The organism is Streptomyces silvae, assembly GCF_016745505.1.
Taxonomy (GTDB): domain Bacteria; phylum Actinomycetota; class Actinomycetes; order Streptomycetales; family Streptomycetaceae; genus Streptomyces; species Streptomyces silvae.
On record NZ_JAERUC010000069.1, the window covers coordinates 34213 to 57678 of the forward strand.

A 23466-nucleotide genomic window follows, 5' to 3' on the forward strand; every position below is an offset into this window, starting at 1 on the left:
GCGCAGGGTCGTGGTCATGACCACGTACACCGATCCCGTCGCGTCCCCCGTGGCGCCGCACCCGGCGCGTTCCCTCACCGGCACCGGCCTCGCCGTCCTGCTCGTCGCCTACCTGCCCGTGAACATGACGTTCGGGTCGGTCAACCTGCTCGAACCCGCGATCACCGAGGACCTCGGCGTGACCGCGTCGGGCGGGCAGCTCGTGCTGTCCGCCTACACCACGGCGTTCGCCGCGACCCTCGTCGTCGCGGGGCGGCTGGGGGACCGGTTCGGACGGCGCCGGCTGCTCGCGGCCGGCGCCGGTGCGTTCGGCGTGGCCTCCGTCCTCGCCGCGCTCGCGCCGAACCTGGCCACGCTCGTGGTGCTGCGCGCCGTACTGGGCATCGCCGCAGGCCTGTTCACCCCGCAGGTCCTGTCCACCATCCAGTCCACGGCGCCCGAGAAGCTGCGGGCGCTGGGCGTCACCCTGTTCGCCGCCGTCAGCGGCATCGCGACCATCACCGGACAGCTCCTCGCGGGCGCCGTCGCCCAGGCCGCGGGTGACCACTGGGGTTGGCGGCTCGTCCAGATAATCACCGGAGCGGTGGGGGCGGCGGCCCTGCTCGCCCTTCGTGCCGTGCCGGAGTCGCGCTCGACGGCGCCGCTCGCGCTCGACCTCCGCGGGGCCGCGCTCCTCGGGGCGGGCCTGCTGCTCGTCGTCGTGCCGCTGACGCTCGGCACCGGTGCGGGCGGCCTCGCCCCGGTGCTCGCGATGCCGGCCGCGGGCGGTGCGGTGCTCGCCGTCTTCGCCCGCTCGCAGCGCGCCGCCGAACGCCGCGGCGCGCTGCCCGTCGTGCCGCCGAGCGTGCTGCGCACCCCCGCCGTACGCCACGGCATGATCATGACGCTGCTGTTCTTTACCGGGTACGGGGCCTTCCTGTACGAGTTCTCGGCGCTCTCCCAGGGCACGTTCGGCGTGGACGCCTGGGGAGCCGTCGTGATGCTGCTCGGGTTCGGCGCGGCGTTCGTCGTCACCGCCCTCGCCCTCCCGGCCGTGGAACGCCGCACCGGACGCTGGACGATGACGGGTGCGGCCCTCGGGCAGACGGCGGTGCTCCTGAGCCTCGCCGTCACCGTGAACGGCACCCACGGAGCGCCCCCTCCCGCCCTCCAGCCCCTGCTGATCCTGCTCGGTGTCTCCCAGGCCCTGATGTACGGGCCGGTGCTCCGCACGGTCCTGTCCCGCACACCGACCTGGGCGGCGGGTGTCGCCGGCGGACTCTTCACCACGCTGCAGCAACTCGGCCTCGGTCTGGGTGTGGCGCTCCTGGGCGGCGTCTTCCACGCCGCGGCCTCCGCGACGCCGGGCGGTCCCGCCGCCGGGCTCCCGCACGGTTTCGCCGTCGCGGTGACCGTACAGGCCGTCCTGGCCCTGGCCTTCGCCTTCCTGGCCACCCGTGTCGCACGGGCCGGAGCGGGCGGGCCGGACATGATCCCGACGCGCCCCGAGCCGGGATCCACCGCGTGATGATCAAGATGGTGGACTCGGCGTCCCGCTACGGCGCCGACCCGCCGGGCCCGTAGCGTGGAGGCATGGACGGAGCGGGGACGGCGGGGGCGGACGGGCCGGACTTTCCGGCCCGGCACGCGCCGCGCTGCTCCGGCCTGGGCGAGCTGGACGCCCTCGTCACGCAGTGCCGGGCCTGTCCCCGGCTGGTGGCCTGGCGGGAGGAGACCGCCGCGGCCAAACGGGCGGCCTTCCGGGACTGGGACTACTGGGCGCGGCCCGTTCCCGGCTTCGGGCCGGCGGACGCGACCGTGGCGGTGGTCGGGCTCGCGCCCGCCGCGCACGGCGGGAACCGGACCGGCCGGATGTTCACCGGTGACGCGACCGGTGACTTCCTCTTCGTCGCGCTGCACAGCCTGGGCCTCGCCTCGCAGCCGACGTCCCTCCACGCGGAGGACGGGCTCACCCTGCGCGGCGTACGGCTCACCTCGCCCGTGCACTGCGCGCCCCCGGCGAACAAGCCCACCCCGGGGGAGCGCGACACCTGCCGGCCCTGGCTGGCCGCCGAGCTGGAGCTGCTGAGCCCGGGGCTGCGCGCGGTGGTGGTCCTCGGCGGATTCGGCTGGCAGGCGGTGCTGCCGGTGCTCGTCGAGGCGGGCTGGCAGCTGCCGCGCCCCCGTCCGGCCTTCGGCCACGGGGCGCATGTCGTGCTGCCTGCCACGGAGCGCAGGCAGGAACTGCACCTGCTGGGCAGCTACCACCCGAGCCAGCGCAACACGTTCACGGGGCGGCTCACCATGCCGATGCTCGTCGACGTGCTCCGGGAGGCCGCGACCGTCGGCGGGCTCCTGGCCGCGTGACGGTCTTCCCCTCGGCCGACCGGCCGTCAGGAACGGCTGGTAGAAAGGGTTGTCGCGTCGGCAGGGCGCCGGCCGCGGGGGAGGAACGCCATGTCACAGCCGCCACCCTGGCCACCGCAGCAGCCCGACGGCCGGCCGCCGGCGCAACCACCCGCGCAGCCGTACGCGCCCCCGCCCGCGCAGCCGTACGCGCCCCCGCCCGCCCAGCCGTACGCGCCCCCGCCCGCTCAGCCGCCCGCGCAGCCGTACGAACCGGCGCAGGCCGGGTCCGGGAATCCGTACGGGGGACAGCCCGTGGCGGACAACCCCTACGCGACCCAGCAGCACGCGCAGCCTCAGCAGCCCCCGCAGCCTCCGCCGTACGGTGCGTATCCTCCGCCGCCCCAGGGGCCGGGGACACCGCTGCCCCCGGCCCCGGGCAAGCGCCGTACCCCGCTGATCGTGGGCGCCGCTCTCGTGGCGCTCGTCCTGATCGGCGGCGGGGTGTGGTTCGCGCTCGGCACCGGCGGTGAGGACGACCCCAAGGGGCCCGTCGCCGAGGGGAGCGCCTCGGCCTCCCCCTCGGTCTCCGCGGCCCCGAGCGGGTCGGAGGAGACGCCGCCCGAGGAGTCACCCTCGCCCTCGGTGGCGCCCACGCCCACCGGGACCGGGCTCCAGGCCGTCTGGCGGACCTCCGGCTCCACGATGCTGGGGCTGGGCGAGGAGTACCTCGACGAGCCCGCCCGGATCAACGCGGTCCTCACCACCGCCGACGGCCTGGACTGCGAGGGCCGGTGGCAGAAGGACGAGAGCGGCGACTTCCTGGAGATGGCCCTGCTCTGCAAGGAGGACGGGGTCCGGGTCAAGTCCAAGGACCGCATCGGCAATCTGGAGCAGACCGGGGACACGCTGTCCGTCGAGTGGAAGAAGGGCGCCACCGGCACGGAGACCTTCGAGCGGGCCCGGGACCTCGAACCCGAGTGACGCCCCGGAACCGGGCGGACCGGGTCAGGTCGCCTGGTCGTCGGCGAGCTCCGCGACGCCCGTGATCCGGTGCAGCGGATACGTCCTGACCTCGTCGGCCGTGTGGTCGTACGCCGTCACGAAGCCGCCCTCCACCTTGACCGGGGCGATCACCCGCTGGCTGGCCGCGCCGTCCGCGTTGACGTAGCCGATCCAGACGGCCGAGCCGGTCATCGCCGCCGCCTGCACCGTGGCCAGGGTCTCGGCGGCGGTCGTCCGGGGGAGGGAGCCCGCCGTGGCGGAGCCCGCGTCCGCGGACTCCCGGTGCACGGCCCTGGCGGCGGTGTCGCCGGCCCGGATGGCCCGGACCGCCGCCGTCAGCAGTGTGGCGTCCGGGACCGGCGGGCCCTCGGGGACCGGCGTGGGCGGCGTACGGGGCGGAGTGCGGCGGGCGCCGGCGCGCGTGATCAGGACATCGCCCTCGGCGGACTCGGCGGCCGGGGCGTACCCCATCTCGCGCAGCCCTTCGAGGAGCGAGCCGGGGTCGGCCTGCGCGGCCAGGACGGTCGGCGCGAGCCGGCGCAGCCGCAGGGTCGCGGAACGCTTGTCGGCCAGGATCTCGTTGAGCACGGCCTCGTCGTCGCAGCGTACGTACGCGGAGGCGGCGCCGATCCGCAGATGGCCGTGGCGGCGCGCCACGTCGTCGATGAGGTAGCTCAGCGGCTGGGGCACCGGCGTACGGCTGTGGGTGGCCAGGAAGGCGTGCAGGTCCGTCGCGGCCCGACCGGCGTCGAGGGCGCGGCGTACGGAGCCGGGGGTGAAGCGGTAGACCGTCGCGCCGCCCTTGGACTCGACGTCGGCGAGGACCGAGAGCATGTCGGCGAGCGGGCGCTCCAGCGGGCCGGGGGCGACCGCCGTCAGGTCGGCCTGGAGCAGCACATGGTCCAGGGGTTCCGGGATCAGCGGGGCGAGGCGGGCGGCGGCGGCCTCGGGGCCCTCGTCGAGCAGGGCGCGGGCCTGGGAGGAGAGCGCCCCGCGGCCGGTGATCCCGAGCAGCTCCGCGTCGTTGACCGTCCACAGGGCGATCCGGGAGCGGAGGTCGGAGGCGTCGCCCTGGGGTGTCGGTCCGCCCGTTGCCGAGGCGCGCAGCGGCCGTTCCCAGCGGAGCCGGGCGAGCAGGGTCTGCGGGTCGGGCGCGGTGCCCGGCGGGAGCGAGGCGAACAGGGCGAGGACCCGGCGGCGTACCTCGGGGGCGGCCGAGCGGTCCAGGTCGGGGCCGAGCGTGGACAGCGCACGCCCCTTGGCGTCCTGGCCGCCGATGAGGCCCGGGGTGCGGGTGGCGGCGAGCCAGGCGGTGGCGAGGTGGGCCCAGCGGTCCTGGGCGGGGAGGTCGAGCCACTCGTCGGAGGCGGGCGTCGGCGCGTACCGTTCGTCGGTCTCGCCGTCGGAGGCCAGCAGGCCCGCCGCGTAGGCGAGTTCGATCCAGAAGGCGGCGACGGGCTCGGTGACGTCGAGCGCGGCGGCGGCACGCTTCAGCTCGCGCACGCTCAGACCGCCGGCACGGAGTATGGCGGGGCCGCCGTCGTTCCAGAGCTTCAGCAGCTCCTCGACGGTGGACAGCGCCATGAAGCCCTGGCCGGCCGCGGCTCTGTCCACAGCCTGGGGATCCCGCTCGGCCGCCGCGACGAGCTCCGGCGGCACGGGCTCGGGGGTGCGGTGGGCGCGGCCGGCCCGCAGGTGCAGCGCCGCCTCGCGCGGCAGGACGACCGTGCGCGTCGACACGGGCAGCAACAGCCCGCGGTCGCGCAGCCATTGCACGGGCGGGGCGGGGTTCGGGGTGACCTCCCCGTACGGCGGGCCCCAGACCAGCCGGTCGAGCACGGACAGCGCCTCGACGGGGGCGGTGTCCAGCAGCTCGGCCATCCTGGTGCGGTCGGTGAAGAGCCCGGCCAGGGCGGCGACGGCGGACACCGGGTCGTGGGTGGCGGGCAGTCCGGCGTCGGCCAGGATCTCCTGGAGCCGGCCGGGCGACATCCCGGCCGTGGCCTCGGAGACCGTCGGGCCGAGTCCCGTGGGGGAGGGGTGCTGCGGGGAGGGTGCCAGCAGCTCGCGCGCCGTGCGGACGAGGTGCAGCCCGGTGTCCTCGCCCCAGACCAGGGCCTGTTCGCGCAGGGTCGTCAGGGCGGTGGGCAGCGCGGCGGTGATCGCGGCGCCCGCGTCGTCGCGCCCGTCGCCGTCGTCCTGGCCGTCGCCGGTGAGAAGCGCGAGCAGCGTGTCGTACGGTGCCGGGTCCGGCGCCACCGCCAGTGCCTCCGCGGTCTGGAGGGCGAAGCGGTCGAGGTGCTCCAGCGCACGGACGACGGAGGCGCGCGTGCCGGCCCGCGTCGCCAGCTGGGTGATGTCGTTCGGCACGGGGCTGAGCAGGTCGGGGCGGGCACGCAGCAGCCCTGCCAGCGATTCGTCGCCCCGGGCGCGCAGGGCTTCGGCGAGCGTGCGCGGTGGTGTGGTCGTCCCCATCCGTCCCACGGTAGCCCCTGGAACGCTACCGTCGGGGCAGGGCAGCGGAGGGAGAAGGTTCGCGTGGGGATCGAGAGCGACCAGCTCGTCTACGACTATCTCAGCCGGGTCGGTGACCTGGCGCAGCAGCAACAGCTGTCCTCGGGCGCCCGGATGAGACTCGTCGCGACGCTCCGGGGCGAGATCGACCGGCAGCGCGGCACGGACGGCTCGGACTCCCCCGCGGTGGTCCGGCGCATCCTCGGCCGGCTCGGCGCCCCGGGTGAACTCGTCGCCGCGGCGGCCGAGTCGGGCGACGGCGCGGTCCCTCTGCCGCAGCCCCGGGCGGACGCGGGCGCGGGCGCCACGGAAGCGCGCGGGGTGCCGCGGGCGCGGCGGAGCGTGCTCCGGAAAGCCGCTTCACGCAAGGGCGCGTCGCCGGAGCCGGGGGAGCCGGGGAAGGCCAGCAGGTCCGGAGAGTCCGGGGGGCCCGGGGAGTCCGCGAAGCCCTCACGCCGTACGGAATCCGTGTCCGCGGACACGTCCCCCGAGCGCCCTGTGGACGGTGCGCCGGTCCCCGACTGGCCGTCGGCGTCCGCGCCGCACATGGCGGGCCTGGGCGAGGCCCCCTCGGAGGCCGGACCCGAGTGGTGGCGGATCGAGCCGGGCCCCTTCGGTGACGACGGGCAGGGCGACCAGGGCATGCCGGGCGCCATGGGCCCGGGCACGGCGGTCCCCGGCTTCGTGGGCGGGCTGGAGAGCCCGGAGCTCTTCGGGCTGCCGAGCGCCCCGGGCCTCCGGAAGCCCCAGGGGCCGCGTGTCCCGGCCGAGGACGAGGAGGGGGAGCCGGGGCCGGCGGCGGGCGGGGAGCAGGCCGCGCCGCCCGTGGTGGCCCGCCCCCGGTGGAAGCTGCGGCTGCGCCGCCGCCGGGTCCTCGCGGACGGCGAGGTGGCGGCCGTGCGGCCCCGCCTCTCGAACCCGTTGCTGCTGGTGGCCGCCGCGCTGCTGGTGGCCGGCGCCGTGTCCGGGCAGTGGCTGGCGCTCGCGGGCGGCTGGCTGCTGGCGTACAGCTCGCGCAAGTTCTCGCGCGCGGAGGCCAAGTGGGTCGCTATGGGCCTGCCGGGCGTGGTCGTGGCCGGGGCCTTCGTCTGGCTCTGGGGGCGGATGGACGGCCGCTGGGGCGAACCCCTCGCCGAGGGCGCGGTCGGGGACGCGATGTCGGACGTCTGGCCGGTGGTGGTGCGCGTGGCGGCGGTGACGTCGGCGCTGTACCTGGTGTGGCGGTCCCGCAGGCTGGCGGGGTGAGGGAGGCGCCGGCGCGCGGGCGGGAGAGTGGAGCGTACGTTCGTACACCTCGTCGGGGTACGATCGCACGCATGCCGACGGACTACTTCGCCAACGATCCGCGCACCAACCTGGAGCGCATGCTCGCGGGCGACCTCTACATCGCCGACGATCCGGAGATCGCCGAGCGCCAGCAGCGGGCGATGCGCCTCGCGGCCCGCTTCCAGGCCGCCCACACCGAGGACGCCGAGGCCGCCAGGGCCGTCCTGGCCGAGCTGCTGGACTCCGTGGGCGAAGGGGTCGACCTGCGCCCGCCGCTGTACGTCGACTACGGCAGCAACATCACGATCGGCGCCCGGACCTTCGTCAACTACCACCTCACCGCACTCGACGTCGCACGCATCACGATCGGCGAGGACTGCCAGATCGGGCCCAACGTCCAGCTCCTCACCCCCACCCACCCCGTGGAGCCCGGGCCTCGCCGGGACAAGCTCGAAGCCGCGCTCCCCATCACCATCGGGGACAACGTCTGGCTCGGCGGCGGCGTCATCGTGTGCCCCGGGGTGAGCATCGGCGACAACTCCGTGATCGGTGCGGGAGCCGTCGTCACGAAGGACATCCCCGCCGACGTCGTCGCCGTGGGCAACCCCGCCCGCGTCGTCCGCAGCGTCTGAGCCGGCCGCTCCATGGCCACCGGACGCACGGATCCGCAGCGGCGCGAACGCATCCTCGCCGCCACGCTCGACCACATCGCCGAGGAGGGGGTCGCGGGCGTCTCCCACCGCAAGATCGCCGTACGTGCCGATGTCCCGCTGGGCTCGATGACGTATCACTTCGACGGCATCGACGACCTGTTGCGCGAGGCCTTCACCCGCTTCGCCGACCACATCGTGGCCGTCTTCGAGCTGTACCTGGGCCGCGCCGAGACCCCCGAGCAGGCCCGTGAGGCGGTCACCGACCTCATCCACGTGCTCTCCGAAGGCCCCCGCCGGGAGCTCGTCCTCACCCAGGAGCTCTACACGCTGGCCGCCCGGCGCGACGAGTACCGCGAGCTGACCCACGCGTGGATGAACCGCAGCCGCCGTCTGCTGGAGCAGCACTTCGACCCGGACACCGCGCGCACGCTGGACGCCCTGATCGAGGGGCTCGCCCTGCACCGGGCCCTCGACACCGAGCCGCAGGACCGCGAGCTGACGCGGCTCGCGGTGCTGCGCATGACCCCGGGCCCGTCGTAAGGCCGACGAGCCCTCCCCGAACCGCCTGTGGGGCGCGGACCTGACACCGCGCCCCACAGGCTTCAGCCGCTACCTCACTTCGTCAGGTCGGCCCGGAGCTCGTCGAGGATCTTGTCCGCCGCCGTGTAGCCGATGCCCTGGATCCACAGCTCGTCCTCGACGGGGAACACCTTGCCGCTCTTCACCGCGGCCATGTTCTTCCACAGGCCGCTGCCTACCGTCTGCGTCTCCTTGGACTTCTTGGCGTCCCCGTACGTCGAGTGGAAGATCACGTCCGCGTCCGCCTGGTCGATCTTCTCCGGGCTGACGTCGTACGAGAAGCCGTCCTTCGCCTTGTCGACGATCGCGGGCCGGCCCAGACCGACGTCGGCGAGGATCGTCGCGATGTAGTTCTCGAGTCCGTAGACACGGATGTCCGCGCCCTCGACGAAGCGCACCATGTTGACCTCGGTGGCCGCCGCCTTCTCCTTGCCGCCGAGCGCCTCGGTGACCTCGCCGACGTGCTTCCCGTACGCGGCGATGACCTTCTCGGCCGCCGGGACCTTGCCGAGCGCGTTGGCGTGGACCTGGAAGTTCTCCTTCCAGGGGTAGCCCGTGTTCTCCGTCATGACCGTCGGCGCGATCTTGGACAGCTCGTCGTACTTGTCGCCGTGGCGGATCTTGCTGGTGAGGATCAGGTCGGGCTTCAGCCCCGCGATGGCCTCCAGGTTCGGCGTCATCATCTCGCCGACGTCCTTGATGCCGGCGACCTTCTCCTGGGGCAGGTAGCTCAGGTAGCCCGACTCCGTGCCGGTGTGCGTGGCGCCGACCGGCGTGACACCGAGGGTGAGCGCGGAGTCCAGCTCGGCGGTGTCCAGGACGACGACCCGCTTCGGGGCGACCGGGACCTTGACGTTGCCCATGGCGGTGGCGACCGCGTGGGTCCTGCCGTCGGAGGTCGAGCCGCCGGAGTTGGAGTCCGAGCCGGAGCCGGAGTCGGACGAGCAGGAGGTGAGGGCCAGTGCGGTGGCCAGGGCCAGCGAACCGGTGACGAGCAGACGAGCCGCAGGAGCTGTGGGCATGTCAGAGAGCCTTTCCGGAGGAGGACGGGGACGGGGCGGACGGGGCGGACCGGTCCGGGGACCAGGGAGCGCCCGGTACGACGAGCGGTGAACCCGTGACCGGGTCCGGGACGATGACGGCCTCCAGGCCGAAGACCTCGCGGACGAGTCCGGCGGTGACCACGTCCTCGGGGCGCCCCTCCGCGACGATGCGCCCCGCCTTCATGGCGACGAGGTGGTCGGCGTACCGGGCGGCCTGGTTGAGGTCGTGCAGGACGGTGACGACGGTCCGCCCCCGGGTGCCGTCCGCCGCCGGGGCGGCCAGCCGGCGCACCAGGTCCAGGACCTCGACCTGGTGGGCGATGTCGAGATACGTCGTCGGCTCGTCGAGCAGCAGCAGATCGGTGTCCTGCGCGAGGGCCATCGCGATCCACACCCGCTGCCGCTGGCCCCCGGACAGCTCGTCCACCGGCCGGTCGCCGAGCGCGGTGATGTCCGTACGCTCCATGGCGTCCGTGACCGCGCGCTCGTCCTCGTCCGACCACTGCTGCCACCAGCGCTGGTGCGGCTGGCGGCCCCGGGCGACCAGATCGGAGACGGTGATCGCCTCGGGCGCCACCGGGCTCTGCGGGAGCAGTCCGACCGACCTGGCGATGGTGCGCGTGGGGATGCGCGCCAGCTCCGTACCGTCCAGGAGCACCGATCCGCCGGCCGGTTTCAGCAGCCGGCCCAGGGCGCGCAGCGTCGTCGACTTGCCGCAGGCGTTGGGGCCGACGATCACCGTCACGCGCCCGTCGGGCACGGCGAGGTCCAGCTCGTGCACGACGGTGCGGTCCTCGTAGGCGAGGGTCAGGAAGCGCGCCGTGAGCCTGGACGGCGTCGTGGTGTCGGCGTCCGTGGGACAGGTCGTGGTCATGCGTTGCCTCCAGTGCGGCCACCGTGGCCACGGATGATCAGCCAGATCAGGTACGGGGCGCCGACCGCCGCCGTCAGCACGCCCACCGGCAGCTCGGTGGGGGAGAAGAGCCTGCGGGCCAGCAGATCGGCGAGGACGACGATCACGGCGCCGAGCAGCGCCGAGCACAGCAGCGGGATCTGCGCCGTACGCGTCATCCGCCGCGCGATCTGCGGGGCGAGCAGCGCCACGAAGTCGACCGGCCCCGCCGTGCCCGTCGCCACGGACGCCAGGACCACCCCGAGGGCGACGAGCCCCAGCCGTACGCGCCCGAGGCGTACGCCCAGCGCCGTCGCGGTGTCGTCGTCCATCGACACGGTGCGCTGCGCGCGGGCCGCCCACAGCACGGCGGGCAGCAGGACGAGCAGGGCCCAGCCGATGGGGGCGGCCTCGTCCCAGCCGCGGCCGTTGAGCGAGCCCGTCATCCAGATCTGCGCCTGCTGGGCGACCAGGTAGTCGCCCTTGGTCAGGAACAGGGTCGTCACCGAGCGCAGGGCGATCGCGAAGCCGATCCCGATGAGGACGAACCGGGTCGCGTGGAGCCCGCCGCGCCACGCGAAGACGTACACCAGCGCGGCGGCGGCGATCCCGCCGACGACGGACAGGTAGGGCAGGACGGTGTACGAGGTGAGGCCGAAGGTCATCGCGCCGACGGTGAGCGCGCTCGCGCCCTGGCTGATGCCGATGATGTCGGGGCTGGCGAGCGGGTTGCGGGCGACGGTCTGGATCAGCGCCCCGGCGATCCCGAAGGCCGCGCCGACGAGCAGCCCGACGACCATGCGGGGCAGCCGCAGGGTGCCCACGACCAGCTCGTCCGGGGAGGGCTGCCCGAGGACGACCTTCACCGCCTCCGCGGGCGCCACGAAGCTCTCGCCGGTGCAGAGGTAGGCGACACAGACCGCCGCCAGCAGGACGACGAGGGCCACCGCGACGAGCGCGGCCCGCCGGTGGAGCAGGAACCGGGCCCGCTTCCCGACCCGTACGACCCGGTAGCCGGCGGGACGGACCGGGGTCCGTACGGGCACTGCCGTGTCCGCGCTCATGCGGGCACCGCCTTCCGGCGTACGAGGGTGACCAGGAACGGGACGCCGATCAGCGCCGTCATCACGCCCGCCGGGACCTCGCCCGGCGGGAACAGGACCCGGCCGACGACATCGGAGACCAGGAGCATCACGGGCCCGACGAGCGCCGCCATCGGCAGCACCCAGCGGTGGTCGCCGCCGACGATCGCGCGGGCGATGTGCGGCACCGCGAGGCCGACGAAGGCGATCGGCCCGGCCGCCGCGACGCCCGCGCCGGTGAGCACGGTGGCGCCGATGCCGCCGACGATGCGGACCGCCGCCACGTTCTGCCCCAGGCCCTTCGCGACGTCGTCGCCCAGCGCCAGCGCGTCGAGCCCGCGCGCCACGGACGCCACGAGGACGGCGCCGATCAGCAGGAACGGCCAGATCTGCTGGGCGACCTGGGCCTCCCGGCCGGCGATCGATCCCACCTGCCAGAAGCGGAACTCGTCCAGCGCCGACGCCTTGGTGGTGAGCACCGCCATCGTCACCGACACCAGCAGCGCGTTGATCGCGGCGCCGCCCAGCGCGAGCTTCACCGGCGTCGCACCGCCCCGGCCCCGGGCGGCGATGGCGTACACGGCGACGGACGCGACGGCGGCGCCCGCGAACGCGAACCACACATAGCCGGTGAGGGTGTGGACCCCGGCGTAGGCGATGGCCAGGACGACGGCCACCGAGGCGCCCTGGCTGATCCCGAGGATCCCCGGGTCGGCGATGGGGTTACGGGTGATGCCCTGGAGCACGGTGCCCGCGAGGGCGAGCGCCGCACCGACCATCAGCCCGATCACGGTGCGCGGCACCCGCATCTGCCGGATCACCTCGGCGGCGTCGGAGTGCCCGCCGTGCAGCAGGGCGTCGAGGACCGCCGACGGCGCGATGGTCCGGGCCCCCACGGCGAGGCTGAGCAGGACGGCGAGCAGCAGGGCGACGACGGCGACGGCGATCGCCGTCGCGCGTCGGGACAGGCGTGGAGCGGCGGCTGCCATCGGAACCAATCGGGGTGAGCGAGAACCAGGGAGTGCGGGGGAGCGGGATGTTGCGAGGTAAGGCTTGGCTAAGTCTATGGGTGCCCTGTGGACCGGGTCAGGGCACCCGCCCCCTTCGTCACCGCGCCCGCGCCGTACGCAGCTCCACCTCCCGGGCGGTCACGGGCGCCCGGCAGCTGTGGACGTCGCCGGGCCGCAGGGCGCCGGGCGTGCTGTACGGGCCGTGGACGGCGACGAAGGAGACGGCCGTCAGCGAGGCGGGCTGCCAGAAGGTGCGGTAGTACGGCGCGTTGCCCGGGTACTCCGGGACCTCCACCAGCGGCACGCCCCGCCGGTCCAGCAGACGCCGCAGCTTCTCGAACCGGAGCCGCGGTGCGAACCGTCCGTAGCGGGCCCGGAGCTCCTCGCCCGGGACGGTGCGGGCGCGGTGGGCGAGCCGGTGCACCTGGAGGGTGAAGTGGTGCCCCTCCCAGGGGTCGCGGGCCCGTGCGCGGTGGAAGTGGAACTCGGCCAGGCCGTAGTCACGGCACATGGCCCTGCCGCCGAAGTCGCTCTCGGCGAAGCCGGGCCCCAGGACGGAGGCGACGCGCTCGGGGGAGTCGTCCGGCCGGAGGCCGAGCACGGTGCCGGTGGTGACGGCATGGACGTAGAACGCCAGGGAGTACGGGGTCAAGGGCCTTCCTCGGGGGCGCGGGCTTGGCACGGCAGGGGAGCGGACGCGTCCGGTTCGCGCCGTGGACGGCCCGGCCGGCCGGTTCGGGGGACCTGCACAATGGGTCGCATGCCTTCACCCAGCCTGACGGTCGGTTTCGACCTCGACATGACGCTCATCGACTCGCGGCCCGGGATCAAGGTCGCCTACGAGGTACTGGCCGCCGAGACGGGTGTGTACATCGACACCGATCTGGTCGTCAGCCGGCTCGGGCCGCCGCTCCAGGACGAGATGCGGAACTGGTTCCCGGCCGACGCGATCGACGAGGCCTGCGACCGGTACCGCGCGATCTACCCGGACACCGCGATCACCCCGTCGACCGCGCTCCCGGGCGCGCGGGAGGCCGTCGAGGCCGTCCAGGCGCTCGGCGGGCGGGCGATGGTCGTCACCGCCAAGTACGAGCCGAACGCCAAGCTCCACCTCGCGCACCTCGGCATAGAGGCGGACGTGCTGATCGGCGGGCTCTGGGCCGAGGGCAAGGCGGAAGCCCTCCTGGAGCACGGTGCGCGGATCTACGTCGGCGACCACACCGGGGACGTCCGCGGGGCGCGCGCGGCGAACGCCCTGTCGGTCGCGGTCACCACCGGCCCGTGCGACGAGGCGGAGCTGCGGACGGCCGGCGCCGATGTGATCCTGCCGGACCTCACGGAGTTCCCCGCCTGGCTGCGGACCTTCGCGGCGGCCTGACGCCCGACGCCTGACACCCGACGCCCGGCCCTGTGGGCGGAATCCGGGCGGCTACCTCGTGGCGGCGCGCTTCGGGGAGTTCTTCCACACCGACCGCACCACCCCCGCGGCGGCGATCAGGAAGCCCAGGCCCATCAGCATGCACACCGCGTAGGCGGCGGACGGGAACGGGTCGGTGCCCAGGAACAACGGGGCCACAGTGACCAGTGTGGCCAGTGCGCCGATGAAGAAGACGATCGCGCCGACCTGAACGAGCCGGTCGCCTGCGCCGGAAGGAGTAGTACTCACCCGGTCAGGGTAGTTCCCAGCTCGGCGGAACCGTTCGGCGACGTCTTGTGTCCGGCCCCTGGACCATTAGCCTGGGGCATGGCGGGTCGGAAGACCCGCTGTACTGCTATCCGGAGCCGTTTCACGGCTCTCCCGCGCACCGACGAGTACGAGGACGAGGACAGACGTGCCCACGGGTAAGGTCAAATGGTTCAATTCGGAAAAGGGCTTCGGCTTTCTTTCGCGCGACGACGGCGCCGACGTCTTCGTCCACTCCTCCGTCCTCCCGGCCGGCGTCGAGGCGCTCAAGCCCGGTCAGCGCGTCGAGTTCGGTGTGGTCGCGGGCCAGCGCGGTGACCAGGCCCTCTCCGTGGTGATCCTCGACCCGACCCCGTCCGTCGCCGCCGCACAGCGGCGCAGGCCGGACGAGCTGGCCTCGATCGTGCAGGACCTGACGACGGTCCTGGAGAACATCACACCGCTGCTGGAGCGGGGCCGCTACCCCGACAAGGCGGCCGGTGCGAAGATCGCCGGCCTGCTCAGGGCCGTCGCCGACCAGCTCGACGTCTGACCGGGGGCCGGTGGCCGGGCCCGTGCGGCCCGGCCCGCCCGCCTCAGCGCCCGGTGACGGAGAACGCGTCGGGGGCCAGCGCCGGCACGAGGCCCTCGGCCGCCGCCCGGGTCAGCAGCCCCCGGATCGCCGCGTAGCCGTTCTCGCCCAGGTCGGCGGTGAACTCGTTCACGTACAGCCCGATGTGCTGGTCGGCCACGGCCGGGTCCATCTCCTGGGCGTGCTCCAGGACGTACGGGCGTGAGCGCTCCGGGTCGTCCCAGGCCATCCGCACCGACGTACGGATCGACTCCGACAGCCGGTTCAGCGTCTCCTCGCCCAGTGAGCGCTTCGCGATGATCGCGCCCAGCGGGATCGGCAGGCCGGTGGTCGACTCCCAGTGCTCGCCCATGTCGGCGAGGCTGTGCAGCCCGTAGTTCTGGTAGGTGAAGCGGGCCTCGTGGATCACGAGCCCGGCGTCCACCCGGCCGTCGCGCACCGCCGGCATGATCTCGTCGAACGGCATGACGACGATCTCGCCCACCCCGTCCGGCACGACCTCGGCCGCCCACAGCCGGAACAGCAGATAGGCCGTGGAGCGCTCGCTCGGCACGGCGACCGTCTTCCCCGTCAGGTCCGTGCCCGGCTCCTTCGTGAGGACGAGCGGCCCGCAGCCGCGCCCCAGGGCCCCGCCGCACGGCAGCAGCGCGTACTCGTCGAGCACCCACGGCAGGACGGCGTACGACACCTTCAGCACATCCAGCTCGCCGCGCTCGGCCATGCCGTTGGTGAGGTCGATGTCGGCGAAGGTGACGTCGAGGGCGGGCGCGCCGGGGACCCTTCCGTGCGCCCAGGCGTCGAAGACGAAGGTGTCGTTCGGACACGGCGAGAAGGCGATCCGCAGCGCGGGGAGCGAGGCGGAGCCGGTCGCGGTGTCAGTCACGGTGTCGGTCGATTCGGTCATGCCGGGTCCAACTTTCCACTACGGGTGCGGTCTTCCCGAACGCCTCGGTGAGCGCCGCCAGGGCGTCCCCGATGCGCCAGGCCGCGCGGTCGCGCGGCCCCACGGCGTTCGAGACGGCCCGGAGCTCCAGCGCCGGCACACCGAACCTGGCGGCGGCCTCCGCGACGCCGAAGCCCTCCATGGCCTCGGCGACGGCTCCGGGATGTGCGGCCAGCAGCTCGGCGGTGCGGGCCGCGCTGCCGGTCACGGTGGAGACGGTGAGGACGGTGCCCGGCAGGGCGCCGGTGGCCTCCGCCACGTCCCGTACGAGGGCCTCGGGCGGCAGGAAGGTGTCCCTGCCGAAGCCGAGACCGGTGACGGGCACGAAGCCGTCCGGGGTCTCGGCGCCCAGATCGGCGGCGACGACGGAGCTCGCCACGACGAGCGAGCCGACGGGCGCGGCGGGTGCGAAACCGCCGCCGATACCGGCCGAGACGACGGCTGCGTACGGGGTGGACGCGGCGGCCAGGGCGCAGGCGGTGGCGGCCGCCGCCGCGGCCGGGCCCGCGCCGCCCGCGAGGACGTCGAAGGGGCCGGCCAGGTGCAGCTCGGCGCCCGGCACCTCACGTATCCGCGGCCCGTCCCCGAACGCGCGCGTGACCGCGTCCCGTTCGGCCGGGACAGCGGTCACGACGAGCACCCGCACGGTGGAGATCCTCGGGTTCAGGGGGTCGGTCGGAGGGTCAGGAGGTCTTCGTGAGCTGGAAGTGCCAGACGCCCGTGAGCTTCTGACCCTTGGTCTCGACGATGCTGACCTGCGTCTTGTCCGCCGTGGTCTCGCCCGTCTGGCTGGCGAAGAAGGCGCTGCCGGGGATCGACCGGTAGGTCTTCTTGTACGGCTCCTGCTCGGCCTGCTGGCCGTTGATGAAGAGGGTCCAGCCGTGGTCCGCGATCTCGGGGTCGACGCCGAAGCGGACCTTGTCGTCCATCGCGACCTTGACGGACTTCTCCGCCTTCTTGTTCAGGCAGCCCTGGACCTCGGACTCCTTGAGCGCGTCGCCGTCGTTGTAGCAGGCGGCCTCGGTGCTCACCGAGTTGTCGCCGACCGTCACGGTGGCGAGCGGCGTCGGCTTGTCGCAGGCGGACAGGACAAGGAGTCCCGCGGACACGGCACCAAGAGCGACGCCGATTCGACGGCCCTTACCGGAGAAGAACGCAACGGTCATGGGCCGAAGGCTATCGGTCGGACCCGCTCATGCCACGCGGGGGTGCGGTGAGCCGCGCCGCGCGGCCCCCAGGAGGCCCCGTACGGAGGCCACGGCGCCCAGCGCGAGGAGACCCGCGGCGACGGAGATGCCGAGTACTCCGTTGAGGGGGAGCGCGATGCCGATGGCACCGCCCACCACCCAGGACATCTGGAGCAGCGTCTCGGACCGGGCGAAGGCCGACGTACGCACCTCCTCCGGCACATCGCGCTGGATCATCGCGTCCAGCGACAGCTTCGACAGGGCCTGGGTGAACCCGGCGACCGCGGTGAGGGCGGCGACCATCACCGTGCTGAAGAACACCGCGGTGAGCACGGCGACCCCCAGGGCGAGCCCCAGCACCGTCGCGACGATCACCTCCGGGCCGCGCGCCCTGAGCCAGGAGCCCACCGCCGTGCCGGCCGCGTTCCCGGCGCCCGCCGCGACCCCGACGATGCCGAGGGAGACGGCGGCGCTCTGCCCCGCCAGGGGGTGCTCGCGCAGCAGGAACGCCAGGAAGAAGATGAGGAAGCCGGAGAGCGCGCGGTGCGCGGCGTTCGCCTGGAGACCGTGCAGCACGGACGGCCCGACGGACCGCAGCCCCGGCGGCTTCTCCCGCCCGTTCCGTCTCCTCGCGGCCCAGGTGCTGCCGGTCCTGCCGCCCTTCGCGTCCTTCGCCGTGCTGACCGGCGGGAGCGCCGCCTCCTCGTGCGGGACGACGAGGCGGGCCTTGCGCTCGCCCTTCGCGGAGTCGACCTTGTGGGGCAGCGTGAAGGCGAGGACGGTCCCGCCGAGGAAGATCGCGCAGGCGCCGTAGAGCGGCCAGGGGGACCCGATGCTCTGCAGCCCCGCCCCGATCGGCGCCGCGACACCGGTGGCCAGCAGCCCGGCCAGGGTGACCCGCGAATTGGCCTTCACCAGGGAGAAGCGCGGCGGCAGGAGACGGGGCACCACGGCGCTGCGCACCACCCCGTACGCCTTCGAGCAGACCAGGACGCCCAGGGCCGCCGGATAGAGCTCCAGGCCGCCCGTGGCCACCGCGCCGGACATCGTGATCGCGAGCACCGCCCGCGCGAACATCGCGCCGGCCATCGCGGCGCGGCGGCCGTGCGGCAGCCGGTCCAGGAGCGGGCCGACCACCGGGGCGAGCAGCGTGAAGGGAGCCATGGTCACGGCGAGGTAGAGGGCGACGCGCCCGCGCGCCTCGTCCGTCGGCACGGAGAAGAAGACCGTCGAGGCGAGCGCCACGGTGATCATGACGTCCCCGGCGCCGTTGACCGCGTGCAGCTCGATCAGCTTGCCGAGGCCGGACTCGCCCGCCCCGTGGGCGTGGGTCGCCTTCCTGATGCCCCGCGCGGTGCCGGTGAACGGGGCCCGCAGGGCACGGGCCATCGCCCGGCCCGCCCTGCGGAGCGGACCGGATCCGTCGGACGACCTGGCGGCAGCCACGTGGTCATAGTGCCCCACCCCCCGCCGTCACGAACCCATGATCGGGCCGGGGCGCGGCGTCGTCCGCTCCGTCGGGTGAGTCGGACCCGGCCGGGAAATGGCCGGTACGCACCCCCGGGCCGGGGCGGCCACCGGCCGCGCCCGGCGGCCGGTCACCGCCGATCCGCACGGGTTCCGGTCCTGTTTGGGACGGGCAGGTGGGCGCGGGGCGGCGGAGAGGGTAGCGTGCACTCACGCGCCACCGGCGGTTGTTCTTGGCCGCGCGCCTCTCCGCGATCCCGCAGAATGGGTGGCAGAAGGCGCGCCCGAGGCAGGCACAACGGGTGTGGACGTCGACGCGGCCCCCAGGTCCGCTCCGCCCACAACTGTCATGGCCGAAATCGGACATCGATGGAGCTGCTGGCGCGCTCGTGAGACGGCGTATGGAGAGAAGCGAGACCTGTGAGTGCTGCGACGACGCGAAGCCGTACGGCCCGTACCCCCGCCCCTGACCGTCTGTGCGCCGAGGCGGTAGACCTCGCACGCGCGGCCGCGGAAGAGGCTGCCGCCCCAGGAGTGGTGGGTGAGCACGTGGCCCTGGTCTCCGAGGGGGACCGGGTCGTCACGCACTACTTCGAGTCCAAGGAGCCCGGCTACCGGGGCTGGCGCTGGGCGGTGACGGTCGCCAGGGCCTCCCGCGCCAAGAACGTCACCCTTGACGAAACGGTGCTGCTGCCCGGGTCCGACGCCCTCCTCGCCCCGGAGTGGGTGCCCTGGAGCGAGCGGCTGCGGCCCGGCGACATGGGCCCCGGCGACCTGCTGCCCACCGAGGCGGAGGACCCGCGCCTGGAGCCCGGCTGGACGGGCGAGGACGAGCCCCTGCCGAACTCCCCGGTCTCCGAGGTGTCCCAGGAGCTCGCCGCCCTCGCCGACGCCGAGGACGCGGAGCTGACGACGCGGCCGGGCACGAGCCGCGGTTCGATCGCCGCGGTCGCGGACGAGCTGGGCACCCGGCGGGCGCGGGTGCTGTCCCGGTACGGGCTGCGGCTGGCGGCGGACCGCTGGGACGAGGAGTTCGGCGCGAAGACGCCCATGGCGCAGGCCGCGCCGGCCTCGTGCGTCACCTGTGCGTTCCTGGTGCCGATGGCGGGCTCGCTCAAGCAGGCCTTCGGGGTCTGCGCGAACGAGTTCGCCCCGGCGGACGGCCGGGTGGTCTCCCTGGCGTACGGCTGCGGGGGGCACTCCGAGGCGGCGGTCATGCCGAAGCCGCCGAAGCCCGCGCCGCACGCGCTGGACACGATGCGGGTGGACGACTACTCGCTGCGTCCGGCCGACGACTCCGGCTCGGTGCCGGACCGGACGGACGGCTCGACGGACGACCTCGGCCACTCCTGACGCTCCTGGCCGCTGGGGGGTCCGGGCTTGCGGTGCCCGGGCATCGCGGGCCGGGGGCCCCTGGAGGCTTGATTGTTTGTGGGCCTGTTCGCTGCCGGCCCTGGGACCGGCTTGTCCTCAAGCGCCGGACAGGCTTGGTTTTGCTGCCCCGTGCGTTGCGTGTCCTGGGACCCGCTTGTCCTCAAACGCCGGACGGGCTTGATTTGCCGGGGTTCGGGCTTGGTTTGCCGGGCCTGTGCGTTGCGTGTCCTGGGGCCCGCTTGTCCTCAAGCGCCGGACGGGCTTGATTTGCCGGGCGCGGGGGGTTTCCGGGTCGCGGTACCTTCGGGCGCACACTGGGCGTCAGGGTCACCGGAAGAGTGGAGTGCGAGCGTGAGCATGAATGCGACCGAGGGGGCCGATCCGTTCGGGACGGCGCGACTGCGGCGCGGCGTGCTCGACGCCTGGGGCGCGGGTCCCGCCCGCTTCCGTGAGGACGCCAACGCCGAGGAGGACCTCGCGCTGGGCGGCTACCGCGACCGCCTGGTCGTCGAGCTCGCCCAGAACGCCGCCGACGCCGCCGCCCGCGCCGGTGTCCCCGGCCGGCTCCGCCTCACCCTGCACGAGGCGGACGGCAACAGCCCCGCCGTCCTGGCCGCCGCCAACAACGGCGCCCCGCTCGACGCGACCGGCGTCGAATCGCTGAGCACCCTGCGGGCGTCCGCCAAGCGTGAGGGCCACGAGACGTCCGTCGGCCGCTTCGGCGTCGGTTTCGCCGCCGTGCTCGCCGTCAGCGACGAGCCCGCGGTGATCGGCCGCCACGGCGGTGTCCGCTGGTCCCTCGCCGAGGCCCGCGACCTCGCGCGGCAGGCCGCCGTCGGCAGCCCCGGCCTCGGTGACGAGCTGCGGCGCCGCGACGGACACGTACCGCTGCTCAGGCTGCCGCTGCCCGCCGAGGGCACCGCTCCCGACGGGTACGACACCGTCGTCGTCCTGCCACTGCGCGACGGCGTCGCCGAGGACCTCGTGGGCAGGCTGCTCGGCGGGGTCGACGACGCGCTGCTCCTGACGCTGCCCGGCCTCGACGAGGTCGTCATCGAAACCCCCGACGGCGTAAGGACGTTGCGCCGCTCGCAGCACGGCCCGTACACGCACGTCGACGACTCCGCGCACGGCCTGCACCGCTGGCGCACCATCGCCGCCCACGGCCCCGTGGAGCCCGCGCTGCTGGCCGACCGGCCCGTCGAGGAACGGCTGCGTCCGCACTGGTCGGTGACCTGGGCGGTGCCCGTCGGCGAGGACGGGGCGCCCCAGCACCCCCGTACGGCTCCCGTCGTGCACGCGCCGACCCCCACCGACGAGCCCCTCGGCGTCCCGGCGCTGCTGATCGCCTCGCTGCCGCTGGACACCACCCGCAGGCACCCCGCGCCGGGGCCGCTGACCGACTTCCTGGTGCAGCGCGCTGCCGACGCGTACGCCGAGCTGCTCGCCGGGTGGGAGCCCGTGTCCGTCGCCACGATCGCGCTGGTGCCGGCCGTGCTCGGCAAGGGACAGCTCGACGGCGCGCTGCGGGCCGCGATCCTGGAGCGGCTGCCCCGGGTCGCGTTCCTGGAGCCCGCCGCACCCCGGGACCCCGCCGAGGCGGCGGCGCAGTGGGACGACTGGGACGGCGCCGGGGCGCCCAGCCCGGGGACGACCGCGCTGCGGCCCGTCGAGGCCGAGGTGGTCGAAGGCGTGGGCGACCGGACCGTACGGGTCCTCGCCGAGGTCCTCCCCTGTCTGCTGCCCGCGGGCCTGGAGCGCCGTGTCGAGCTGCGCACGCTCGGCGTCGCCCGGGTCCCGCTCACCGAGGCCATCGACCGGCTGGCCGGACTGGAGCGTGACCCGGACTGGTGGCGGCGGCTGTACGACAGCCTGGCCGGCGTCGACCCCGACCGGCTCTCCGGGCTGCCCGTGCCCCTCGCGGGCCCGGCGGACGCGCCGCCCCGCACCACCATCGGCCCCCGGCAGGTCCTCCTGCCGCTGCCGGACGCGCTGACCTCGCCCGTCCTGGACCGGCTGGCCCGGCTCGGGCTGAAGGTGGCCCACCCGGACGCCGCCCACCCCCTGCTGGAGAAGCTGGGCGCCCTGCCGGCCACCCCCCGTGCCGTGCTGCGGACCCCGCAGGTCCGGGCCGCCGTCGCGGGCTCGCTGGACGCGGGCGAGATCTGGGACGAGGACGCGCTGGACGGGGACGAGCTCGCCGACACCGTCCTCACGCTCGTACGCGACGCGGACCTCGCGCCCGGCGACGAGCCCTGGCTGGGTGCGCTCGCCCTGCCCGACGAGGACGGCGAGCCCGCGCCCGCCGGTGAACTCGTCCTGCCGGACAGCCCGTTCGCCCAGGTGATGCGTGAGGGTGAACTCGCCCTGTGCGACGCGGAGCTGGCCGGGCGCTGGGGCGAACAGCCGCTGACCGCCTGCGGGGTGCTGGCCACCTTCGCCCTCGTACGGGCCACCGACGTCGTCCTGGACCCGGACGAACTGGAGCCCCGCGACAGCGACTTCGCCGAGCCCGACGACGCCGGGCTGCTCGACGCCGTCGACGTGTGGTGCGAGGACGTCCTGGACCAGCTCCCGGACACCCCCGTCCCACCGGTCGCCACCGAGCTCGTGGCCGTACGCGACCTGGACCTCGTCGACGACGACGCCTGGCCGCAGGCGCTGGCGATGCTCGCACGGCCTCCGCTGCGCGACGCGCTGACCCAGCCCGTACGCGTCCTGCTCCCGGACGGCACGACGCAGTCCGTGCGGCCCTACACCGCGTGGTGGCTGCGCGACCACCCCGTGCTCGACGGCCGCCGCCCGGCCGGTCTGCGCGCGGCGGGCGGCGACCCGCGTCTGGCCGGCCTGTACGACTCCGCCGACGCGACCGGCTTCGACGACGCCCAGGTGCTGCGCGCCCTCGGCGTACGGACCTCGGTGGCGGCGCTCCTGGACGAGCCGGGCGGGGCGGCCGAGCTGCTCGGCCGGCTCGCCGACGAGGAGCGTCCCGTCGGCCCCGTACAACTGCACTCGCTCTACACCGCGCTCGCCGAGCTGGACCCCGAACAGGTCACGCTGCCCGACGAGTTGCGGGCCGTCGTGGACGACGAGGTGCGGGTCGCCGACGCGGCGGACGTCGTGATCGCCGACGCCCCCGACCTGCTGCCGCTGACCGGCGGGCTCCCGCTGCTCCCGGTGGCCCCGGCGCGGGCGGCCGAGCTGGCGGACCTGCTCCAGGTGCGGCGGCTGGGGGAGACCGTCGAGGCCGTGGTCACGACGGAGGGCGAGGAGCACGAGGTGCCCGAGTCCGTACGGATCCTGCTCGGCGCCGGAACCCCGGACAGCTATGTCGAGCACAGCGAACTGCGCGCGGGCGGCGTCGAGCTGGACTGGCGCCGTACCCCGGACGGCGTGGTCCACGCGTCGACGGTGGAGGGCGTGGCGGCCGGTCTCGCCTGGGCGGCGGGTCAGTGGCCGCGCCGGTTCGAGGTGGCCGCGCTGCTGGAGGACCCGTCCCGTACGGAGGAGCTGGCCCGGGACCGCTGGTTCGACTGAGCGGCGGCCCGCGGCGTCACAGCTCCCGGACGTACCGGTTCGCGATGACCAGCGAGGCGAGCGGGTGGTCGTCCCGGACGGCCTTGACCGCCGCGACGTCCCCCCGGGCGCTGCGCACGGAGCGGACCTTGTCCTCGTCGACCTGGTGCCGGAAGCCCTCGTAGCTGCCGTAGTGGTCCCGGAAGGCGCGCTTGCGTCTGCGGGCCGCGCGGTCGCCGGCGATGCCCAGCGCTCCCACGATCCCGGCCGCGACGGCCCCGGTGATCAGGTCGGTCATCCGTGTCCCCATTCCTGTTCCGGATTTCTGCTCCGGAAGGCTTCCGGCCGGCCGTGT

The 23466-nt window shown here is 74.5% G+C and carries 22 protein-coding genes; 10 read left to right on the forward strand and 12 right to left on the reverse strand.

Annotation, left to right across the window (positions count from 1 at the left end):
• Positions 1 to 16 precede the first annotated feature (16 nt).
• From JKV81_RS09045 to JKV81_RS09055, 3 genes are all read left to right on the forward strand, one after another.
• On the forward strand, positions 17 to 1507 hold the full coding sequence (locus JKV81_RS09045) for an MFS transporter (RefSeq protein ID WP_202075346.1): 1491 nt from the start codon (positions 17 to 19) through the stop codon (positions 1505 to 1507).
• Positions 1508 to 1572: 65 nt separating this feature from the next.
• Entirely contained in the window at positions 1573 to 2346 is a 774-nt protein-coding gene (locus JKV81_RS09050; RefSeq protein WP_202075347.1) for a uracil-DNA glycosylase, read from the forward strand.
• A 90-nt stretch (positions 2347 to 2436) separates the two neighbouring features.
• The gene (locus tag JKV81_RS09055) at positions 2437 to 3309 is read left to right on the forward strand and encodes a flagellar basal body-associated FliL family protein (protein WP_202075348.1); all 873 of its coding nucleotides are present in this window, start codon (positions 2437 to 2439) and stop codon (positions 3307 to 3309) included.
• A 24-nt stretch (positions 3310 to 3333) separates the two neighbouring features.
• On the opposite strand, the gene JKV81_RS09060 is transcribed toward JKV81_RS09055, so the two are convergent.
• Positions 3334 to 5805 carry a helicase C-terminal domain-containing protein gene (locus JKV81_RS09060; protein WP_202075349.1) on the reverse strand — a complete coding sequence of 824 codons (2472 nt, stop codon included), beginning with the start codon at positions 5803 to 5805 and terminating at the stop codon, positions 3334 to 3336.
• A 63-nt stretch (positions 5806 to 5868) separates the two neighbouring features.
• On the opposite strand from JKV81_RS09060, the gene JKV81_RS09065 reads away from it, so the two are divergent.
• From JKV81_RS09065 to JKV81_RS09075, 3 genes are all read left to right on the forward strand, one after another.
• The gene (locus JKV81_RS09065; RefSeq protein ID WP_202075350.1) at positions 5869 to 7089 is read left to right on the forward strand and encodes a hypothetical protein; all 1221 of its coding nucleotides are present in this window, start codon (positions 5869 to 5871) and stop codon (positions 7087 to 7089) included.
• Positions 7090 to 7160: 71 nt separating this feature from the next.
• Positions 7161 to 7742, forward strand: a complete 582-nt coding sequence (locus JKV81_RS09070; protein ID WP_129264930.1) for a sugar O-acetyltransferase — start codon at positions 7161 to 7163, stop codon at positions 7740 to 7742.
• A gap of 12 nt (positions 7743 to 7754) precedes the next feature.
• Positions 7755 to 8303 carry a TetR/AcrR family transcriptional regulator gene (locus JKV81_RS09075; protein ID WP_099174042.1) on the forward strand — a complete coding sequence of 183 codons (549 nt, stop codon included), beginning with the start codon at positions 7755 to 7757 and terminating at the stop codon, positions 8301 to 8303.
• Between the two features lie 74 nt (positions 8304 to 8377).
• Here the strand turns inward: JKV81_RS09075 and JKV81_RS09080 are convergent, their stop codons facing one another.
• The 5 genes from JKV81_RS09080 to JKV81_RS09100 all read right to left on the reverse strand — a co-directional run bounded on the left by JKV81_RS09080 (position 8378) and on the right by JKV81_RS09100 (position 13021).
• The gene (locus tag JKV81_RS09080) at positions 8378 to 9364 is read right to left on the reverse strand and encodes an ABC transporter substrate-binding protein (protein WP_202075351.1); all 987 of its coding nucleotides are present in this window, start codon (positions 9362 to 9364) and stop codon (positions 8378 to 8380) included.
• Between the two features lies 1 nt (position 9365).
• Positions 9366 to 10259 carry an ABC transporter ATP-binding protein gene (locus JKV81_RS09085; protein ID WP_129264932.1) on the reverse strand — a complete coding sequence of 298 codons (894 nt, stop codon included), beginning with the start codon at positions 10257 to 10259 and terminating at the stop codon, positions 9366 to 9368.
• Positions 10256 to 11341: a FecCD family ABC transporter permease gene (locus JKV81_RS09090; protein ID WP_124274090.1), complete on the reverse strand. Its 1086-nt coding sequence runs from the start codon at positions 11339 to 11341 to the stop codon at positions 10256 to 10258. The genes JKV81_RS09085 and JKV81_RS09090 overlap by 4 nt, the downstream gene beginning before the upstream one ends.
• A complete protein-coding gene (locus tag JKV81_RS09095; RefSeq protein WP_129264934.1) occupies positions 11338 to 12348 on the reverse strand; it encodes a FecCD family ABC transporter permease in 1011 nt (336 codons plus the stop codon). Before JKV81_RS09095 ends, JKV81_RS09090 begins: the two co-directional genes overlap by 4 nt.
• 118 nt (positions 12349 to 12466) lie before the next feature.
• Entirely contained in the window at positions 12467 to 13021 is a 555-nt protein-coding gene (locus JKV81_RS09100) for a hypothetical protein (protein ID WP_202075352.1), read from the reverse strand.
• Positions 13022 to 13120: 99 nt separating this feature from the next.
• On the opposite strand from JKV81_RS09100, the gene JKV81_RS09105 reads away from it, so the two are divergent.
• Positions 13121 to 13747 (forward strand): HAD family hydrolase, encoded by a 627-nt coding sequence (locus tag JKV81_RS09105; protein WP_202075353.1) that lies wholly within the window; start codon positions 13121 to 13123, stop codon positions 13745 to 13747.
• 51 nt (positions 13748 to 13798) lie between these two features.
• On the opposite strand, the gene JKV81_RS09110 is transcribed toward JKV81_RS09105, so the two are convergent.
• On the reverse strand, positions 13799 to 14035 hold the full coding sequence (locus tag JKV81_RS09110) for a hypothetical protein (RefSeq protein ID WP_129264937.1): 237 nt from the start codon (positions 14033 to 14035) through the stop codon (positions 13799 to 13801).
• 166 nt (positions 14036 to 14201) lie between these two features.
• Between JKV81_RS09110 and JKV81_RS36665 the strand changes: the two genes are divergently transcribed.
• The gene (locus JKV81_RS36665) at positions 14202 to 14585 is read left to right on the forward strand and encodes a cold-shock protein (protein WP_014154805.1); all 384 of its coding nucleotides are present in this window, start codon (positions 14202 to 14204) and stop codon (positions 14583 to 14585) included.
• Between the two features lie 43 nt (positions 14586 to 14628).
• On the opposite strand, the gene JKV81_RS09120 is transcribed toward JKV81_RS36665, so the two are convergent.
• The 4 genes from JKV81_RS09120 to JKV81_RS09135 are packed head-to-tail and all read right to left on the reverse strand — an operon-like array spanning position 14629 to position 18200.
• The gene (locus tag JKV81_RS09120; protein ID WP_129264938.1) at positions 14629 to 15528 is read right to left on the reverse strand and encodes a 1,4-dihydroxy-6-naphtoate synthase; all 900 of its coding nucleotides are present in this window, start codon (positions 15526 to 15528) and stop codon (positions 14629 to 14631) included.
• Positions 15500 to 16213: a futalosine hydrolase gene (locus JKV81_RS09125; protein WP_202075354.1), complete on the reverse strand. Its 714-nt coding sequence runs from the start codon at positions 16211 to 16213 to the stop codon at positions 15500 to 15502. The genes JKV81_RS09120 and JKV81_RS09125 overlap by 29 nt, the downstream gene beginning before the upstream one ends.
• Before the next feature lie 37 nt (positions 16214 to 16250).
• Positions 16251 to 16733: a DUF2771 domain-containing protein gene (locus tag JKV81_RS09130; protein WP_129264940.1), complete on the reverse strand. Its 483-nt coding sequence runs from the start codon at positions 16731 to 16733 to the stop codon at positions 16251 to 16253.
• A 27-nt stretch (positions 16734 to 16760) separates the two neighbouring features.
• The gene (locus JKV81_RS09135; protein ID WP_124274098.1) at positions 16761 to 18200 is read right to left on the reverse strand and encodes an MFS transporter; all 1440 of its coding nucleotides are present in this window, start codon (positions 18198 to 18200) and stop codon (positions 16761 to 16763) included.
• A gap of 441 nt (positions 18201 to 18641) precedes the next feature.
• Here JKV81_RS09135 and JKV81_RS09140 point away from each other — a divergent pair, with 441 nt between their 5' ends.
• Both JKV81_RS09140 and JKV81_RS09145 read left to right on the forward strand, forming a co-directional pair.
• Positions 18642 to 19574, forward strand: coding sequence for a DUF3027 domain-containing protein (locus JKV81_RS09140; protein WP_202075355.1), 933 nt, complete (start codon positions 18642 to 18644; stop codon positions 19572 to 19574).
• 378 nt (positions 19575 to 19952) lie between these two features.
• Entirely contained in the window at positions 19953 to 23132 is a 3180-nt protein-coding gene (locus JKV81_RS09145; protein ID WP_202075368.1) for a sacsin N-terminal ATP-binding-like domain-containing protein, read from the forward strand.
• A 16-nt stretch (positions 23133 to 23148) separates the two neighbouring features.
• Here the strand turns inward: JKV81_RS09145 and JKV81_RS09150 are convergent, their stop codons facing one another.
• Positions 23149 to 23409, reverse strand: coding sequence for a hypothetical protein (locus tag JKV81_RS09150; RefSeq protein WP_129264941.1), 261 nt, complete (start codon positions 23407 to 23409; stop codon positions 23149 to 23151).
• Positions 23410 to 23466: the final 57 nt, after the last annotated feature.